A 16799-nucleotide genomic window follows, 5' to 3' on the forward strand; every position below is an offset into this window, starting at 1 on the left:
TTCAAGGGCTTGAAAGGTCGGGATGAATAGGGCGGATTTTGTTCATCTCGTGCGAATGAGCGAGCATGCCAGCGCCGACGACAGCGGTGGCTACCGGCGCGGCGTCGCCTTCTTCGCCGCACTGGGCTACCTCTGGGTGATCGGATGCCTGGGCCTGGCGATCGGCATCATCGCCTGGGTGGCCGGCGCGCTCGGCCAGGGCGGGCGCTTCAGTTTCGGCCGCGGCTGGCTGCTCCTGTTCGCACTGGGCCTGCTCTGGGCCACGCTGCGCGCGCTTTGGGTGAGCTTCGACGAACCCGAGGGCGAGGCGCTGGAGCGCGAGGACGCGCCGGCGCTGTTCGAGGCGCTGGAGCGCATCCGGCAGCGCATCGACGGCCCTCCGGTGCACCGCATCTACCTCGACAGCGAATTCAACGCCAGCATCCGGCAGTTGCCCCGGTTCGGGCTGTTCGGCGGCGCGGTCAACCATCTCAGCATCGGCCTGCCGCTGTTGATGGCGCTGGACCGCCGGCGCCTGCTGTCGGTGCTGGCCCACGAGTACGGGCACCTGCGCGGCAACCACGGCAAGCTGAGCGCCTGGATCTACCGGACGCGGATGTCCTGGCTCAAGCTGGACGCCAGTTTCCAGCGCGACGAAGGCGTGATGGCCTTCGCTTCGCAGGCCTTCTTCCGCTGGTACTTCCCGCGTTTCGCCGCCAAGACCTTCGCGCTGGCGCGGCAGGACGAATACGAAGCCGACCGCGTCGCGGCCCGCCTGCTCGGCACGCGGGTGGTGGCCGGCGCGTTGACCGAGATCGTGGTCAAGAGCGCCTGGTATGCCGAGACCTTCTGGCCTTCCCATTGGGCGCGGGCGGTCGACGAGCCCATTCCGGCCGGGCCTTTCTCCGCCATGGCGCCGCAGCTCAGCGCACCGATGGCGCCCGACTTCGCCCGGGCGGCGCTGCGCGGGGCGCTGCGCAGCGTCAGCGATGTCGACGACACCCATCCGGTGCTGCGCGACCGGCTCGAAGCCCTGGATGAAAAGGCGGCCCTGCCGTCGTGGTCGTCGAAATCGTCGCTCGGCCTGCTCGCCGATCCCTCCCGATGGACGGCGCATTTCGACAACGAATGGCGCCGCAACCACGCCAACGACTGGAAGCAGCACCACGCCTATCTCGTGCGGGTGCGCGAACGGGTCGCCTCGCTGGCGGCCAGCGCCGGCCGCAACAACGCCGACGAGATGGTCGAGTGGGCCGACTGCAGCCGCCGGCTCGATGCCGCCGCCGACGTCCGCGGCCACTACGAGCGCGCCTTGCAGCTGACCGAAAACCATGCGGGCGCCCTGCGAGGCCTGGCGCAGCTGCTGCCGGTGCGGGATCGCGGCGCCCGGCTCGCTGTGCTGGAACGCCTGCACGAATCGAGCATGGCCAGCCGGTGGTGGGCCGCCAAGACGGCGGTCGGCCTGCTCGAGGACCCCGACGGCGGCGGGCACGACGAGCGCGCGCTCAAGCTGTGGCGTGAACGGGCCCGGACCGCGGAGGAGGCCGAGCAGCGCGCCTGGGAAGAGATCACCGCGACGCCCTTCTTCAGCCAGATCACGCGCCACGACCTGAGCGAGTTCGAGCTCGGCGAACTGCGGGCGGACCTGGTGCGCTGCGCGCCGGTCTCGCGGGCCTGGCTGGTGCGCAAGAACCTGCGCGAGTTCCCGTGGCGCCGGGCCTACGTGGTGTTCCTCGACCTGCCGCAGATGAGCGACGACGAGCGCTGGCAGCTCTGCCGGCAGCTCGAGCAGACCCTGAGCCTGCCGGGCGCCGCGCTGGTGTTGTGGGGCGGCCATTCGCCGACGCTGGAGCAGATCGAGCGCCAGGCCTTCGGCGAGATCTGGAGCCGGGCTGCCTGAGACAATGGGGGCATGCACCCCAAAGCCCTGCTTGACGCCACTGCCGACCTGGTCGGCTTGGTCCTGAAATTCGATCACCCGGCCGACCAGGTCGTTTCGCGCTTTTTCCGCGACCACCGCGAGTTCGGGCCGCGCGAGCGCGCCACCCTGGCCGAGACGGTCTATACGGTGCTGCGCAAGAAGCTGCTGTTCGACCATCTCTCGCCCTCCGGCAGCGGGCCGAAGGAGCGCCGGATGGCGATCCTCGGCTTCCACGGCCCGCGCGACTTCCTCAAGAGCGCCCTCAATGACACCGAGAAGCGCTGGCTCGACAACTGCGACGCCGTCAAGACCGACGACCTGCTCGAGCGGCATCGCCACAACCTGCCCGAATGGCTGGTGGCGCCGCTCAAGGCGCAGCTCGGCGACCAGTTCTGGCCCCTGGCGGAAAGCCTGCAGCAGCCGGCGCCGCTCGACCTGCGGGTCAATGCGCTCAGCGACAAGCGGCCCGAGGTGCAGAAAGAACTGGCCAAGGCGTCGATCAAGGCGCTGCCCACGCCGTTCTCGCCCTGGGGCCTGCGCGTCGATGGCAAGCCGGCCCTGAACAAGCTCGAGGCCTTCACCCGCGGCGCGGTCGAGGTGCAGGACGAGGGCTCCCAGCTGCTGGCCCTGCTGCTGGACGCCAAGCGTGGCGAGATGGTGGTCGATTTCTGCGCCGGCGCCGGCGGCAAGACCCTGGCCATCGGGGCCACCATGCGCAACACCGGGCGCCTCTACGCCTTCGACACCTCGGCCCACCGGCTGGACGCGCTCAAGCCGCGGCTGGCCCGCAGCGGCCTGTCGAACGTGCATCCCGCGGCGATCGCCCACGAGCGCGACGACCGCATCAAGCGCCTGGCCGGCAAGATCGACCGGGTGCTGGTCGACGCGCCCTGTTCGGGCCTCGGCACCCTGCGGCGCAATCCCGACCTGAAATGGCGTCAGTCGCTGCAATCGGTGCAGGAGCTGACTGTCAAGCAGGCGGCGATCCTGCAAAGCGCGGCCCGGCTGGTGAAATCAGGCGGCCGGCTGGTCTACGCCACCTGCAGCGTGCTGCCGGAAGAAAACGAGGCCATCGCCGAAGCCTTTGGCGCCGCCAACCCGGATTTCGAGCTGCAGGACGCCTCGGAACTGCTGGCCGGCCTCAAGGTGGCGGGCGCCGAGACGCTCTGCGCGGGAGGCGAAAACGGGACGCGCTACCTCCGCCTGTGGCCCCATCGGCACGCCACGGACGGCTTTTTTGCCGCCGTGTGGAACCGAAAATAGGCGGCAGGCTCCAAAGCATAGGAAAACTTGCGACAAATCAAGGATTTAGGCCCCTTTTCAGGCCCCAACCTTTAAAATCGCGGGTTACCTGGAGGCTGCACCTTCGTGTGGCCATGGAGTACTGATTTCAATGTTGCTTCCTGACTCTGCCGTACTGAGCGCGGCCATCGACTGGCTCGGAAACGGCTTGTGGGACCTCACATGGTGGCAAGTCGTGTTGTACACGCTCGTCACCACGCACATCACGATCGCGGCGGTCACGATCTTCCTGCACCGGACGCAAACGCACCGGGCCATGGATCTGGGTCCGATCCCCTCGCATTTCTTCCGCTTCTGGCTGTGGCTGGGCACCGGCATGGTGACCAAGGAATGGGTCGCCATCCACCGCAAGCACCACGCCAAGTGCGAGACCGTGGACGATCCCCACAGCCCGCAGGTCAAGGGCATCGACGAAGTCATGTGGCGCGGCGCCGAGCTGTACCGCAAGGAATCGAAGAACAAGGAAACGATGGAGCGTTTCGGCCACGGCACGCCCGACGACTGGATCGAACGCAATCTGTACACGCGCTACAGCTGGCAGGGCGTGGGCCTGATGCTGATCATCAACGTCGCGCTGTTCGGCATGCTGGGCCTGACCGTGTGGGCGGTGCAGATGCTCTGGATCCCGTTCTGGGCCGCCGGCGTCGTCAACGGCATCGGCCACTTCTGGGGCTATCGCAACTTCGAAGCCACCGATGCCAGCACCAACCTGATCCCGTGGGGCATCATCATCGGCGGCGAGGAGCTGCACAACAACCACCACACCTACCCGACTTCGGCCAAGTTCTCGGTCAAGAAGTACGAGTTCGACATCGGCTGGGTCTACATCAGCCTGATGCAGAAGATCGGCTGGGCCAAGGTCAAGAAGCTGCCGCCCAAGATGCAGCTGGGCGACGTGGTGCCGGTGGCCAACGAGAAGACCCTCGAGGCCGTGATCGCCAACCGCTACGAAGTGATGGCCGGCTATGCGCGCGAAATGCGCCGTGCCACCCGCGACGAACTCGACCAGCTCAAGGCCAAGGGCGCCGACCTGTCGGTGCTCAAGGCAGCCAAGAACTGGCTGCACCGCGACGATGACAAGGTGCCCGCTGCTGCGCGCTCGAACCTGGTGCAGGCGCGTGCCGCCCACCCGGTGCTCGACAAGATGGTCACCATGCGCGAAGAGCTGCGCCAGCTGTGGCTCAACACCTCGCAGTCGCGCGAGCAGCTGGCGGCCGACCTGGCTGCCTGGTGCCACCGCGCCGAGGCCAGCGGCATCGCCGGCCTGCGCGAGTTCTCCACCCGCCTGCGCGCCGCCCGCACCTGACGCCGCGGCGCCCCAACTGAAAGCCGGCTTTCGAGCCGGCTTTTCCTTGCCTGCACGAATTGACAGGCGACAAAAAACCCGCTGGATCGCAGCGGGTTTTTTATGGGAAAGCGCCGAATTACTTCAGCTTGATTTCCTTGTATTCGACGTGCTTGCGCGCCTTCGGGTCGAACTTCATGATCGACATCTTTTCAGGCATCGTCTTCTTGTTCTTGCTGGTCGTGTAGAAATGGCCGGTACCCGCGGTGGATTCCAGCTTGATCTTTTCGCGTCCGCCTTTGCTCGTTGCCATGATTCAGCTCCTTAAGCTTGGCCGCGTGCACGCAGGTCTGCGAGCACGGCGTCGATGCCGTTCTTGTCGATCAGGCGCAGGGCAGCGCTCGAAACCCGCAGGCGAACCCAGCGGTTTTCCGTTTCGACCCAGAAACGACGGTATTGCAGGTTCGGCAGGAACCGGCGCTTGGTTTTGTTGTTGGCGTGGGAAACATTGTTTCCGACCATCGGGCCTTTGCCCGTGACTTCGCAGACGCGTGCCATGTTGGACACTCTTTCTTGAACAGCTGGCACCAAGGCAACGCAGCAGGGTTGCGTGGGTGGTTTGCAGCTTGACCTCGCCAGAAAACGGGTGGCGGTACCCCGGCTTGCCGCCCCGACCGCATGGGTCAATTTCGGCAAAGCCTTGGATTATAGCCCAAACACCACCCAGGCTCCAGCGAGCCCGCTTGGCGCTTACTCCTGCTCGAGGAAGCGCTGTGCGTCCAAGGCCGCCATGCAGCCGGTCCCGGCGCTGGTGATCGCCTGGCGGTAGACATGGTCCTGCACGTCGCCGGCAGCGAACACGCCCGGCACGCTGGTCATGGTCGCGAAGCCCTGCAGGCCCGAGCGGGTCAGGATGTAGCCGTCCTTCATCTCGAGCTGGCCCTGGAAGATGTCGGTGTTCGGGTGATGGCCGATCGCGATGAAACAGCCCTTCAGTTGCAGGTCCTCGGTGGCGCCGGTCTGGGTGTTCTTGAGCCGGATGCCGGTCACGCCCGAATCGTCGCCCAGCACCTGGTCCAGCGTGTTGTGGGTCTTGAGCTCGATCTTGCCCTCGGCCACCTTGGCGTGCAGCTTGTCGATCAGGATCGGTTCGGCGCGGAACTTGTCGCGCCGATGCACCAGCGTGACCTTGCTCGCGATGTTCGACAGGTAAAGCGCCTCCTCGACCGCCGTGTTGCCGCCGCCGACCACGCAGACTTCCTGCTCGCGGTAGAAGAAGCCGTCGCAGGTGGCGCAGCCCGAGACGCCGCGGCCCATGAAGTGCTGCTCGGACTCGAGCCCCAGGTATTTGGCCGAGGCGCCGGTGGCGATGATCAGCGCATCGCAGGTGTAGGTGCCGCTGTCGCCGGTCAGCGTGAAGGGACGCTTGCTGAAGTCGACCTTGCTGATGTGGTCGAAGACGATCTTCGTCTTGAAGCGCTCGGCATGCTCCAGGAAGCGTTGCATGAGGTCGGGGCCCTGCACGCCGTGGACGTCGGCCGGCCAGTTGTCCACCTCGGTGGTCGTCATCAGCTGGCCGCCCTGGGCCATCCCGGTGATCAGCATGGGTTCGAGGTTGGCGCGCGCCGCGTAGACTGCAGCGGTATAGCCGGCCGGCCCGGAGCCGAGAATGAGAACCTTAGCGTGCGAAGTGGTGGACATGAGTAGAAAACCTAGGATTGACGCTACAGCAGCGTGTACATTTTCGGGGTGTTTGATAGATATGGAGTATCACCGTTCGGTTCAAGCCCGGCCGGCGACTCCTTTCAATGGGCGCGATTGTATGAATCCATCGGTAGTGCAATCGCGTCGAATCGGGGATTGATGAATGTCGATGCTGTCCAATCTTGAGTTGCTCCGTCGCGTGCCTTTGTTTGCTGCGCTGACACCCTCCCAGTCCGCGAGCATCGCCGACGCGATCGTCAAGAAGCGCTTCAAGCGTGCCGAGGTGGTGGTCGAGCAGGGCAAGAAGTCCGATGCGCTCTACATCATCCTGACCGGGCGGGCCCGCGTCATGAGCACCGACAGCCGCGGCCGCGAGGTGATCCTCGCGACCCTGCATCCAGGCGACTACGTCGGCGAAATGAGCATGATCGACGACGAACCGCATTCGGCGACCGTGCGCACCGAGATCCAGACCGACGTGCTGATGCTCGACCGCGAAGCCTTCGCGCGCTGCCTGCCCGAGAACTCGTCGATGTCGTACAACATCATGCGCGGCCTGGTGGCGCGCCTGCGCCATGCCGACCGCAAGATCGAATCGCTGGCGCTGATGGACGTCTATGGCCGCGTGGCGCGTTCGCTGCTCGAGTTCGCGGTCGACGACGGCGAAGGCAACCTCAAGGTGCGCGACAAGATCTCGCGCCAGGATCTGGCCAAGATGGTCGGCGCTTCGCGCGAGATGGTCAGCCGCGTCATGAAGGATCTCGAGGAGCGCGGCTTCGTCCAGACCCAGACCGATGGCTCGATGATCGTCAAGGAACGACTCTCATCGCTCACCTGACCGCCAGGCCGGCGGCGTCGCGGGCCGGCCACGACGTCGCTGGCGCTGACAACGCGGCAGGGGGCGTTTTCGTTGTAGTTTTGCCGGATCTCCAGCCCGCCCGTGCGGGCTGGACGGCTTGCCTTTCATGACCTATTCGCTCAATACACTTCAAAACGCCGCGCCCGGCGAGGCGCAGCCGGTGCGCTTGCGCGCGATGCGCTTTGCGCACGAGATCACGCTGATCGCCGGCTTCGTGGTGCTGCTGTTCTGGCTGCTCGCGATGCTGAGCTTCACGCCCTCGGACGCCGCCTGGTCGACCTCGGGCACCGGCGGCGAGGTCAAGAACTGGGGCGGCCGCATCGGCGCCTGGGTGGCCGACGCCAGCTATTTCCTGGCCGGCTATTCGGTCTGGTGGTGCCTGGCGGCCGGCCTGCGCGTATGGCTGTCCTCACTGGCCGGCTGGATGCGCGGCAGCGAGCCCGCGGCCGGCGAGCCGACCCCGCGCGGCCCGTTCAATCGCAGCCGGCTGGCCTTCTGGTTCGGACTGATCCTGCTGTTGTGTGCCAGCGCGGTGCTCGAATGGTCGCGGCTCTACCGGCTCGAATTCCGGCTGCCCGGGCATGGGGGCGGGGTGCTGGGCTACCTGGTCGGGCCGGCCAGCGTCAAGTGGATGGGCTTCACCGGCTCGGCGCTGATCGCGATCGCCGGCGGCGTGATCGGCTCGGCACTGGTGTTCCGCTTCTCGTGGGGCCAGATCGCCGAACGGATCGGCACGCGTCTCTATTCGCTGTTCGAGTCGCGGCGCGAAAAGCGCGAGATCGCCCAGGACATCGCGATGGGCAAGCAGGCGGTGCGCGAGCGTGAAGAGGTGTCCGCGTTCGACAGCGGGCCCGAGCCCGAGGTGCCCGACGAAGAGCTGCGCATCCTGCCGCGGCCCAAGCGGCGAGCGCCATCGCCGCCGGTCCAGATCGAGCCGGCGCTGGCCGAGGTGCCGAAGAGCGACCGGGTCGCCAAGGAACGCCAGAAGCCGCTGTTCCGCGAGCTGCCCGACAGCAAGCTGCCGCAGGTCGACCTGCTCGATGCCGCGCAGGCGCGCCAGGAAACGGTGTCCGCCGACACGCTCGAGATGACCTCTCGAATGATCGAGAAGAAGCTCAAGGATTTCGGCGTCGAGGTGCGGGTGGTGCTGGCTTCGCCGGGCCCGGTGATCACGCGCTACGAGATCGAGCCGGCCACCGGCGTCAAGGGCTCGCAGATCGTGGGCCTCGCGAAGGACCTGGCGCGTTCGCTGTCGCTGGTGTCGATCCGCGTGGTCGAGACCATTCCCGGCAAGAACTACATGGCGCTCGAGTTGCCGAATGCCAAGCGGCAGTCGATCAGGCTCAGCGAGATCCTCGGATCGCAGGTCTACAACGAGGGCAAGTCGATGCTCACGATGGGCCTGGGCAAGGACATCATCGGCAATCCGGTGGTGGCTGACCTGGCCAAGATGCCGCACGTGCTGGTGGCCGGCACCACCGGCTCGGGCAAGTCGGTCGGCATCAACGCGATGATCCTGAGCCTCTTGTACAAGGCCGAGGCGCGCGACGTGCGCCTGCTCATGATCGACCCGAAGATGCTCGAGATGTCGGTCTACGAGGGCATTCCGCACCTGCTGGCGCCGGTGGTCACCGACATGCGCCAGGCGGCCCACGGCCTCAACTGGTGCGTCGCCGAGATGGAGCGGCGCTACAAGCTCATGAGCAAGCTCGGCGTGCGCAACCTGGCCGGCTACAACACCAAGATCGACGAGGCCAAGGCGCGCGAGGAGTTCATCTACAACCCCTTCAGCCTGACGCCCGACAGCCCCGAGCCGCTGGCGCGCGAGCCGCACATCGTGGTCGTGATCGACGAACTGGCCGACCTGATGATGGTGGTCGGCAAGAAGATCGAGGAGCTGATCGCCCGCCTGGCGCAGAAGGCGCGGGCGGCCGGCATCCACCTGATCCTGGCGACCCAGCGGCCCAGCGTCGATGTGATCACCGGCCTGATCAAGGCCAACATCCCGACCCGCATCGCCTTCCAGGTGTCGAGCAAGATCGACTCGCGCACCATCCTCGACCAGATGGGCGCCGAGGCGCTGCTGGGCATGGGCGACATGCTCTACATGCCGAGCGGCACCGGCCTGCCGGTGCGGGTGCACGGCGCCTTCGTGAGCGACGAGGAGGTGCACCGTGTGGTCGCCTACCTCAAGTCGCAAGGGGAGCCGGACTACATCGAAGGCGTGCTGGAAGGCGGTACGGTCGATGGCGACGGCGATCTGCTGGGCGATGGCGGCGGCGATGGCGGCGGCGAGAAGGACCCGATGTACGACCAGGCGGTCGAGGTGGTTCTGAAGCACCGCAAGGCCAGCATCTCCCTGGTGCAGCGCCATTTGAAGATCGGCTACAACCGCGCCGCGCGGCTGGTCGAGGACATGGAGAACGCGGGACTGGTGAGTGCCATGAGCGGCAGCGGGCAGCGCGAGATCCTGGTTCCTGCAAGGACTGAATGAACGATTCGAGGATGACGATGAAGAAGCTGTTCGCGGGTGCCGTGCTCGGCCTGGCCGCGGTTGCCGCGTCGGCCGGCGGCATGGAGAGCCTCGAAGCCTTCGTGAAGGGCGTGAAGTCGGGCCGGGCTGAATTCACCCAGACGGTGACGGCGCCGCCGAAGGATGGCCAGGAGTCGCGCGCCAAGGTCTCGACCGGCAGCTTCGAGTTCCAGCGGCCGGGCCGATTCAGGTTCGACTACAAGAAGCCTTTCGTCCAGAGCATCGTCGCCGACGGCGAGACGCTGTGGCTCTACGACGCCGACCTGAACCAGGTGACGCAACGCAAGCAGGCGCAGGCGCTGGGCTCCACGCCCGCCGCGCTGATCGCCGCGGCGCCCGATCTTCGCGCCCTGCAGGCCGACTTCACGCTCGAGGCCGCGCCCGAGCGCGACGGGCTGCAGTGGGTGAAGGCGACGCCCAAGAGCAAGGACGGCCAGCTGCAGAGCGTGCAGGTCGGCTTCCAGGGCGACGCGCTGTCCGCCCTTGAGATCCTCGACAGCTTCGGGCAGCGCTCGGTGCTCAAGTTCGGCAAGGTCGAGGTCAACCCGTCGCTGCCTGCGTCGACCTTCCAGTTCAAGGTGCCGAGCGGCGCCGACCTGGTCCGCCAGTAGGGCGTCAGCCCCAGGCAACCAGGTACCAGCCGGCGCAGATCAGCAGGCCGGTCAGGGCCAGCACGCACTGCCCGGGCAGGCCGAAGATCGCCACGGTGCTGCCGTTTTCCTCGAAGGCGTCGGCGGGCAGCGTGCTGCGAAGGTTGCGGCCGAACAGGAAGATGTCGAGCGTCATCAGCAGCGTGAACAGGATCATGCCCACCGACAGGTGCTGCAGCGTCAGCGCGCCCAGCACCGCGACGGCCTTCGCGTCGGTCAGCAGCTTGGCGATCGCGAAGGCGCCGCCATTGACCGAGAAGAGCAGGCCGTAGCGCCGGTGCTTGCCGGCTTCGTAGTCCTTGAAGCTCGCGGGAAGAAGCTTGCCGAAGCGCATCCGCGCACCTTCGGCGCCTTGACCGCGACTGTCAAGTCCACCCGACTAGGATGCTGGGCGACACTACCGATTCCCATGGCCATCCCTACCCACCAACCTCTTGCCGAACGACTCCGCCCGCGCACGCTGGGCGAAGTGATCGGACAGCAGCACTTGCTCGGCCCGGGCATGCCGCTGCGCATCGCCTTCGAGTCCGGCCAGCCGCACTCCTGCATCCTCTGGGGCCCGCCCGGCGTGGGCAAGACCACCATCGCGCGCCTGATGGCCGATGCCTTCGACGCCCAGTTCCTGAGCATCAGCGCGGTGCTCGGCGGCGTGAAGGACATCCGCGACGCGGTCGAACGCGCCCTGTCGGCGCGCGACGGGCTCGAGCAGCGCCGCACCATCGTCTTCGTCGACGAGGTGCATCGCTTCAACAAGAGCCAGCAGGACGCCTTCCTGCCGCATGTCGAGTCGGGCCTGTTCACCTTCATCGGCGCGACCACCGAGAACCCGTCCTTCGAAGTCAATTCGGCCCTGCTGTCGCGGGCCGCGGTGTACGTACTGCAGCCGCTCGGCGAGGCCGATCTCGAGAAGATCGTCGAGCGGGCACAGGACATCCAGGCGGTGCCGAAGATCGATGCCGAGGCGGTCGATCGCCTGGTCGCCTATGCCGACGGCGACGCCCGCCGCCTGCTCAACACGCTCGAGACGCTGGCGGTCGCCGCGAAGGCCGAGAAGCTGACCGACATCACCGACGTCTGGCTGCTGCGCGTGCTCGGTGAGCGGCTGCGGCGCTACGACAAGGGCGGCGAGCAGTTCTACGACACCATCTCGGCGCTGCACAAGTCGGTGCGCGGCAGCGACCCCGATGCGGCGCTGTACTGGTTCGTGCGCATGCTCGATGGCGGCGCCGACCCGCGCTACATGGCGCGCCGGCTGGTGCGCATGGCGAGCGAGGACATCGGCCTGGCCGACCCGCGCGCGCTGCGGCTCGCGCTCGACGCGGCCGAAGTCTACGAGCGCCTCGGCACGCCCGAAGGCGAGCTGGCGCTGGCCCAGTGCGTGGTCTATCTCGCGGTGGCACCGAAGTCGAATGCGGTCTACAAGGCCTACAACGAAGTCAAGGCCTTCATCAAGTCGGACGGCACGCGGCCGGTGCCGATGCACCTGCGCAACGCGCCGACGACCCTGATGAAGCAGCTCGACTACGGCAAGGGCTACCGCTACGCGCACGACGAGGAGGGCGGCTTCGCGGCCGGCGAGAGCTATCTGCCCGAAGGCCTCGAGGCGCCGCCGTTCTACCGTCCCGTGGAGCGGGGGCTCGAAATCCGCATCGCGGAAAAGCTGCGCGAACTGCGAAAACGCAACCAGGACGCGGCCGGCTGATACTGCCCGGCAGAGACGCCGATACTCCCTTGCGCCACCGATGCACTTCGGATGTGCGCCAGCGGGAAAACCCCGTCGAATACGCACCAGAAGGGCGATCCGCGCTAATTACAATCCCGCCACAAACCCGCCGTCGTCACATGCTGGCGGGTTTTTTGCTAAGTGAAACCCTGGCGTTCCAACCAGAACGCAGGGGTCAGCCGGGCGCCTCTCGAGGGCGTCGACACACAAAAAAAGGGATTTTCGTTATGGACATCTTGCTGCAGCAGATCATCAACGGTCTGGTTCTCGGCAGCATGTACGCCTTGATAGCCTTGGGCTATACCATGGTGTACGGCATCATCAACCTCATCAATTTCGCCCACGGGGAAGTGTTGATGGTCGGGGCCCTGACCAGTTGGAGCATCATCGGCCTCATGCAGGAGTCGATGCCCGGCACGCCGGGCTGGCTGATCCTGCTGATCGCCTTGCTGATCGCCTGCGTGGTGGCCGCCACGCTCAACTTCGTGATCGAGAAGGTGGCCTACCGGCCGCTGCGCAACAGCCCGAAGCTGGCACCGCTGATCACCGCGATCGGCATGTCGATCCTGCTCCAGACGCTGGCGATGATCATCTGGAAGCCGACCAACAAGGCCTATCCGAACCTGCTGTCGACCACGCCGATCCACATCGGCGGCGCCGTGATCTCGCCGACCCAGGTCATGATCCTGAGCGTGACCGCGATCTGCCTGGCGGTCCTCACCTGGCTGGTCAACTACACCAAGCTCGGCCGCGCGATGCGCGCCACCGCCGAGAATCCGCGGGTCGCCGCCCTGATGGGCATCCGCCCGGACATGGTGATCTCGGCGACCTTCATCATCGGCGCCGTGCTGGCGGCGGTTGCGGGCGTGATGTACGCCTCCAACTACGGCATCGCGCAGCATGCGATGGGCTTCATCCCCGGACTCAAGGCCTTCACGGCGGCGGTGTTCGGCGGTATCGGCAACCTGGCCGGCGCGGTGGTCGGCGGCATCCTGCTGGGGCTCATCGAGGCCATCGGCTCGGGCTACATCGGCACTCTCACCGGCGGTGTGCTGGGCAGCCACTACAGCGACATCTTCGCGTTCGTCGTGCTGATCATCATGCTCACGCTGCGGCCTTCCGGCCTGCTCGGCGAGCGCGTGGCGGACCGGGCTTGAGGAGCGCGCCATGAAGAACAGCAAGAACATCTTCTTCTTCGTGCTGGCGGCGGTCGGCCTGCTGGTGCTGCCGCTGCTGCTGCAAAGCCAGGGCAACGCGTGGGTCCGCATCGCGGACATCGCGCTGCTCTACGTGATGCTGGCGCTCGGCCTCAACATCGTGGTGGGCTATGCCGGCCTGCTCGACCTGGGCTATGTCGCCTTCTTTGCCATCGGCGCCTATCTGTATGCGCTGCTGGGATCGCCTCACCTGACCGACACCTTCCCGGCCGTCAAGGCCATGTTCCCGAACGGGCTGCACAGTTCGCTGCTGCTGGTGATCCCTGCGGCACTGGGGCTGGCGGCGCTGTTCGGTGCATTGCTGGGCGCGCCCACGCTCAAGCTGCGCGGCGACTACCTGGCGATCGTGACGCTCGGCTTCGGCGAGATCATCCGCGTGTTCCTGAACAACCTGGACCACCCGATCAACCTCACCAACGGACCGAAGGGCATCACCGCCATCGACCCGATCCATTTCTGGGGCCTGAACCTGGGCAAGGCCCTGAAGTTCGACGGCTTCACCATCTCCTCGGTGACGCTGTACTACTACCTGTTCCTGGCGCTGGTGATCTTCACCATCATCGTTTCGCACCGCCTGCAGGTCTCGCGCATCGGCCGCGCCTGGATGGCGATCCGCGAAGACGAGATCGCGGCCAAGGCCATGGGCATCAACACCCGCAACATGAAGCTGCTGGCCTTTGCGATGGGTGCCAGCTTCGGCGGCGTGTCCGGCGCGATGTTCGCGTCGTTCCAGGGCTTCGTGTCGCCCGAGTCCTTCAGCCTGATGGAGTCGGTGATGATCGTGGCGATGGTGGTGCTGGGCGGCATCGGCCACCTGCCGGGCGTGATCCTCGGGGCGGTCCTGCTGGCCTCGCTGCCCGAGGTGCTGCGCTATGTGGCAGCGCCGCTGCAATCGATGACCGGTGGCCGGCTCGACGCTTCGATCCTGCGCCAGCTGTTCATCGCGTTGGCGATGATCATCATCATGCTGGTGCGTCCGCGCGGCCTCTGGCCATCGCCGGACCATGGCAAGTCGCTGGCCCGCCGAGGCACCCAGCCGGCGTCGGGCATGCCCGCGGCGGCGCCCGGCATCGAGACGCCGGCCGACGAAGTGCCCGGTGCCGCCTCGCGTCCGATGTCGATCAATCCGTGAGCCAGGGACGCAAGCAACATGACTGAAACCATTCTCGACGTCCGCGGCATTTCGAAGCGCTTCGGCGGCCTGCAGGCCCTCTCCGATGTCGGCATCAAGATCCTGCGCGGGCAGGTCTACGGCCTGATCGGCCCCAACGGTGCCGGCAAGACCACTTTCTTCAACGTGATCACCGGGCTCTACACGCCCGACAGCGGCAGCTTCGAGCTGGCCGGCAAGCCCTACCAGCCGACCGCGGTGCACGAGGTGGCCAAGGCCGGCATCGCGCGCACCTTCCAGAACATTCGACTCTTCGCGGAAATGACCGCGCTCGAGAACGTGATGGTGGGTCGCCATGTGCGCACGCATTCGGGCGTGTTCGGCGCGATCTTCCGCTCCGGCGGCTTCAAGGCCGAAGAGGCGGCGATCGCCGAGCGGGCGCACGAACTGCTCGAGTATGTCGGCATCGGCAAGTTTGCCGACTACAAGGCCCGCACGCTGTCGTACGGCGACCAGCGGCGCCTGGAGATCGCCCGCGCGCTGGCCACCGACCCGCAGCTGATCGCGCTCGACGAGCCGGCGGCCGGCATGAATGCGACCGAGAAGGTGATGCTGCGCGAGCTGATCGACCGCATTCGCAAGGACAACCGCACCATCCTCTTGATCGAGCATGACGTGAAGCTGGTGATGGGCCTGTGCGACCGCGTGACGGTGCTGGACTATGGCAAGCAGATCGCCGAGGGCACCCCGGCGGACGTGCAGAAGAACGAAAAGGTGATCGAGGCCTACCTCGGCACGGGAGGACACTGAGATGGCACAGACACTACTGAAGGTGAGCGGCGTGAAGGTCGCCTATGGCGGCATTCAGGCCGTGAAGGGCATCGACTTCGAGGTCCGCGAGGGCGAGCTGGTGTCGTTGATCGGCTCCAACGGCGCCGGCAAGACCACCACCATGAAGGCCATCACGGGCACGCTGCCCTTCCTGGCCGGCGACATCGAGTTCCTCGGCAAGAGCATCAAGGGCCGCGGCGCCTGGGACCTGGTCGGCGAAGGGCTGGTGATGGTGCCCGAGGGCCGCGGCGTGTTCACGCGCATGACGATCACCGAGAACCTGCAGATCGGCGCCTACATCCGCAAGGACAAGGCCGAGATCGAAAAGGACATCGAGCGCGTGTTCGCGACCTTCCCGCGGCTCAAGGAGCGCGCCACGCAGCTGGCCGGCACGATGTCGGGAGGCGAGCAGCAGATGCTGGCGATGGGCCGCGCGCTGATGGCGCGCCCCAAGGTGCTGCTGCTCGACGAGCCGTCGATGGGCCTGTCGCCGATCATGGTCGACAAGATCTTCGAGGTCGTGAAGCAGGTCTACGACCAGGGCGTGACGGTGCTGCTGGTCGAGCAGAACGCCAGCCGCGCCCTGCAGCTGGCCGACCGCGGCTATGTGATGGAGTCGGGCCTGATCACGATGAGCGGCGACGCCAAGGTGATGCTGAGCGACCCGAAGGTCCGGGCCGCCTATCTCGGCGAGTGATCAGTCCACCTTTGCGCCGGTGGCCTTGACGACTTTTTCGTACTTGGCCAGTTCGCTCTTCATGAAGGCGCCGAACTGATCCGGCGTGCTGGCCACGGGTTCGGCCAGCAGCGTCGCGAAACGGGTCCTGGTGTCGGGCGAATCGAGCGCGGCGACGAAGGCGTGGTTGAGCTTGGCGACCACCTCCGGCGGCGTGCCGGCCGGCGCCACCAGACCCCACCAGGTGTCGATGGAGAAGCCCTTCAGCGTGGCGGCCACCGTGGGCACCTCGGGCAGCGCAGCGCTGCGCTGCGCGGTGGTGACCGCGATCGCCTTCAGCTTGCCCGAGCGGATGTTCGGCGCCGCCGTCGCGAGGTTGTCGAAATTGAAATCGACCTGGCCCGACAGCAGCGCGAGCTGCGCCGGGTTGCCGCCGTTGTAGGGGATGTGGACCGCGAAGATGCCGGCTTCCTTCTTGAACATCTCGCCCGCCAGGTGGCCGGCGCTGCCGTTGCCGCCGCTGCCGTAGTTGAGCTTGCCCGGGTTGGCCTTGCCGTAGGCGATCAGGTCGGCCAGCGTGTTGATCTTCAGCCGCTGCGCGGTCTCGGCGTTCATCACCAGCACGTTGGGCACGCGCACCATCTGCGTCACCGGCGCGAAGTCGGTGGCGGCGTTGAAGGGCATCCTGGCGTAGAGCCAGGGATTGACCGCGTTCGTGGCCGTGGCCGCGATGCCGATGGTCAGGCCGTCAGGCGCCGCCTTGGCCACTGCATCGGCCCCGATGTTGCCGCCGGCGCCGGGCTTGTTGTCGATGATGACGGTGCCCAGCGAATCCTTGACGCGCTCGGCCAGCACCCGCGCCGTGACGTCGATCGGACCTCCCGCGGCGTAGGGCACGATCAGCCGGATCGGCCGCTGCTGCGCGTTCGCCTGGCCGGTTGCCAGCAGGGCTGCGGCCGACAGCAGGGTCAGCAGGAAATGACGGGCTTTCATGGGGTGCATCGGGTG

At 66.6% G+C, this 16799-nt stretch carries 16 protein-coding genes; 11 read left to right on the forward strand and 5 right to left on the reverse strand.

Annotated features, from left to right (window positions below; translation table 11 throughout):
• Positions 1 to 22 precede the first annotated feature (22 nt).
• The 3 genes from QTI45_RS24585 (at position 23) to QTI45_RS24595 (ending at position 4508) form a co-directional block, all read left to right on the forward strand.
• Entirely contained in the window at positions 23 to 1879 is a 1857-nt protein-coding gene (locus QTI45_RS24585; RefSeq protein ID WP_286369789.1) for a M48 family metallopeptidase, read from the forward strand.
• A 12-nt stretch (positions 1880 to 1891) separates the two neighbouring features.
• Positions 1892 to 3163, forward strand: coding sequence for an RsmB/NOP family class I SAM-dependent RNA methyltransferase (locus tag QTI45_RS24590; protein WP_286369788.1), 1272 nt, complete (start codon positions 1892 to 1894; stop codon positions 3161 to 3163).
• A 130-nt stretch (positions 3164 to 3293) separates the two neighbouring features.
• Entirely contained in the window at positions 3294 to 4508 is a 1215-nt protein-coding gene (locus tag QTI45_RS24595; RefSeq protein WP_286656144.1) for a DesA family fatty acid desaturase, read from the forward strand.
• A 118-nt stretch (positions 4509 to 4626) separates the two neighbouring features.
• On the opposite strand, the gene rpmG is transcribed toward QTI45_RS24595, so the two are convergent.
• The 3 genes from rpmG to trxB all read right to left on the reverse strand — a co-directional run bounded on the left by rpmG (position 4627) and on the right by trxB (position 6188).
• Positions 4627 to 4800: a 50S ribosomal protein L33 gene (rpmG, locus tag QTI45_RS24600; RefSeq protein WP_007830291.1), complete on the reverse strand. Its 174-nt coding sequence runs from the start codon at positions 4798 to 4800 to the stop codon at positions 4627 to 4629.
• Positions 4801 to 4811: 11 nt separating this feature from the next.
• On the reverse strand, positions 4812 to 5045 hold the full coding sequence (gene rpmB, locus QTI45_RS24605; RefSeq protein ID WP_028251282.1) for a 50S ribosomal protein L28: 234 nt from the start codon (positions 5043 to 5045) through the stop codon (positions 4812 to 4814).
• A 192-nt stretch (positions 5046 to 5237) separates the two neighbouring features.
• Positions 5238 to 6188, reverse strand: a complete 951-nt coding sequence (gene trxB / locus QTI45_RS24610) for a thioredoxin-disulfide reductase (RefSeq protein WP_286374443.1) — start codon at positions 6186 to 6188, stop codon at positions 5238 to 5240.
• Between the two features lie 166 nt (positions 6189 to 6354).
• On the opposite strand from trxB, the gene QTI45_RS24615 reads away from it, so the two are divergent.
• The 3 genes from QTI45_RS24615 (at position 6355) to lolA (ending at position 10194) form a co-directional block, all read left to right on the forward strand.
• Positions 6355 to 7029 (forward strand): Crp/Fnr family transcriptional regulator, encoded by a 675-nt coding sequence (locus tag QTI45_RS24615; RefSeq protein WP_286374444.1) that lies wholly within the window; start codon positions 6355 to 6357, stop codon positions 7027 to 7029.
• A 127-nt stretch (positions 7030 to 7156) separates the two neighbouring features.
• Positions 7157 to 9544, forward strand: coding sequence for a DNA translocase FtsK (locus QTI45_RS24620; protein WP_286656145.1), 2388 nt, complete (start codon positions 7157 to 7159; stop codon positions 9542 to 9544).
• Positions 9545 to 9561: 17 nt separating this feature from the next.
• Complete coding sequence (gene lolA / locus QTI45_RS24625; protein WP_286656160.1) at positions 9562 to 10194, forward strand: outer membrane lipoprotein periplasmic chaperone LolA; 633 nt, start codon at positions 9562 to 9564, stop codon at positions 10192 to 10194.
• Between the two features lie 4 nt (positions 10195 to 10198).
• Here the strand turns inward: lolA and QTI45_RS24630 are convergent, their stop codons facing one another.
• The gene (locus QTI45_RS24630; RefSeq protein ID WP_286374446.1) at positions 10199 to 10567 is read right to left on the reverse strand and encodes a hypothetical protein; all 369 of its coding nucleotides are present in this window, start codon (positions 10565 to 10567) and stop codon (positions 10199 to 10201) included.
• A 75-nt stretch (positions 10568 to 10642) separates the two neighbouring features.
• Between QTI45_RS24630 and QTI45_RS24635 the strand changes: the two genes are divergently transcribed.
• The 5 genes from QTI45_RS24635 (at position 10643) to QTI45_RS24655 (ending at position 15812) form a co-directional block, all read left to right on the forward strand.
• Complete coding sequence (locus tag QTI45_RS24635) at positions 10643 to 11935, forward strand: replication-associated recombination protein A (protein ID WP_286656146.1); 1293 nt, start codon at positions 10643 to 10645, stop codon at positions 11933 to 11935.
• A 248-nt stretch (positions 11936 to 12183) separates the two neighbouring features.
• Entirely contained in the window at positions 12184 to 13113 is a 930-nt protein-coding gene (locus QTI45_RS24640) for a branched-chain amino acid ABC transporter permease (protein WP_286374448.1), read from the forward strand.
• Positions 13114 to 13123: 10 nt separating this feature from the next.
• The gene (locus QTI45_RS24645; RefSeq protein WP_286656147.1) at positions 13124 to 14305 is read left to right on the forward strand and encodes a branched-chain amino acid ABC transporter permease; all 1182 of its coding nucleotides are present in this window, start codon (positions 13124 to 13126) and stop codon (positions 14303 to 14305) included.
• Positions 14306 to 14323: 18 nt separating this feature from the next.
• A complete protein-coding gene (locus tag QTI45_RS24650) occupies positions 14324 to 15094 on the forward strand; it encodes an ABC transporter ATP-binding protein (protein WP_286374450.1) in 771 nt (256 codons plus the stop codon).
• Between the two features lies 1 nt (position 15095).
• Positions 15096 to 15812 (forward strand): ABC transporter ATP-binding protein, encoded by a 717-nt coding sequence (locus tag QTI45_RS24655; protein WP_286374451.1) that lies wholly within the window; start codon positions 15096 to 15098, stop codon positions 15810 to 15812.
• On the opposite strand, the gene QTI45_RS24660 is transcribed toward QTI45_RS24655, so the two are convergent.
• Positions 15813 to 16784 carry a Bug family tripartite tricarboxylate transporter substrate binding protein gene (locus QTI45_RS24660; protein ID WP_286374452.1) on the reverse strand — a complete coding sequence of 324 codons (972 nt, stop codon included), beginning with the start codon at positions 16782 to 16784 and terminating at the stop codon, positions 15813 to 15815.
• Positions 16785 to 16799: the final 15 nt, after the last annotated feature.

This window comes from Variovorax saccharolyticus (assembly GCF_030316765.1).
Taxonomy (GTDB): Bacteria; Pseudomonadota; Gammaproteobacteria; order Burkholderiales; family Burkholderiaceae_C; genus Variovorax; species Variovorax saccharolyticus.

Bases quoted from the DNA above. Each gene is read 5' to 3' on its own strand.
- QTI45_RS24585 (WP_286369789.1), top strand. From the start codon at position 23: ATGAATAGGGCGGATTTTGTTCATCTCGTGCGAATGAGCGAGCATGCC.
- QTI45_RS24590 (WP_286369788.1), top strand. From the start codon at position 1,892: ATGCACCCCAAAGCCCTGCTTGACGCCACTGCCGACCTGGTCGGCTTG.
- QTI45_RS24595 (WP_286656144.1), top strand. From the start codon at position 3,294: ATGTTGCTTCCTGACTCTGCCGTACTGAGCGCGGCCATCGACTGGCTC.
- rpmG (WP_007830291.1), bottom strand. From the start codon at position 4,800: ATGGCAACGAGCAAAGGCGGACGCGAAAAGATCAAGCTGGAATCCACC.
- rpmB (WP_028251282.1), bottom strand. From the start codon at position 5,045: ATGGCACGCGTCTGCGAAGTCACGGGCAAAGGCCCGATGGTCGGAAAC.
- trxB (WP_286374443.1), bottom strand. From the start codon at position 6,188: ATGTCCACCACTTCGCACGCTAAGGTTCTCATTCTCGGCTCCGGGCCG.
- QTI45_RS24615 (WP_286374444.1), top strand. From the start codon at position 6,355: ATGTCGATGCTGTCCAATCTTGAGTTGCTCCGTCGCGTGCCTTTGTTT.
- QTI45_RS24620 (WP_286656145.1), top strand. From the start codon at position 7,157: ATGACCTATTCGCTCAATACACTTCAAAACGCCGCGCCCGGCGAGGCG.
- lolA (WP_286656160.1), top strand. From the start codon at position 9,562: ATGAAGAAGCTGTTCGCGGGTGCCGTGCTCGGCCTGGCCGCGGTTGCC.
- QTI45_RS24630 (WP_286374446.1), bottom strand. From the start codon at position 10,567: ATGCGCTTCGGCAAGCTTCTTCCCGCGAGCTTCAAGGACTACGAAGCC.
- QTI45_RS24635 (WP_286656146.1), top strand. From the start codon at position 10,643: ATGGCCATCCCTACCCACCAACCTCTTGCCGAACGACTCCGCCCGCGC.
- QTI45_RS24640 (WP_286374448.1), top strand. From the start codon at position 12,184: ATGGACATCTTGCTGCAGCAGATCATCAACGGTCTGGTTCTCGGCAGC.
- QTI45_RS24645 (WP_286656147.1), top strand. From the start codon at position 13,124: ATGAAGAACAGCAAGAACATCTTCTTCTTCGTGCTGGCGGCGGTCGGC.
- QTI45_RS24650 (WP_286374450.1), top strand. From the start codon at position 14,324: ATGACTGAAACCATTCTCGACGTCCGCGGCATTTCGAAGCGCTTCGGC.
- QTI45_RS24655 (WP_286374451.1), top strand. From the start codon at position 15,096: ATGGCACAGACACTACTGAAGGTGAGCGGCGTGAAGGTCGCCTATGGC.
- QTI45_RS24660 (WP_286374452.1), bottom strand. From the start codon at position 16,784: ATGAAAGCCCGTCATTTCCTGCTGACCCTGCTGTCGGCCGCAGCCCTG.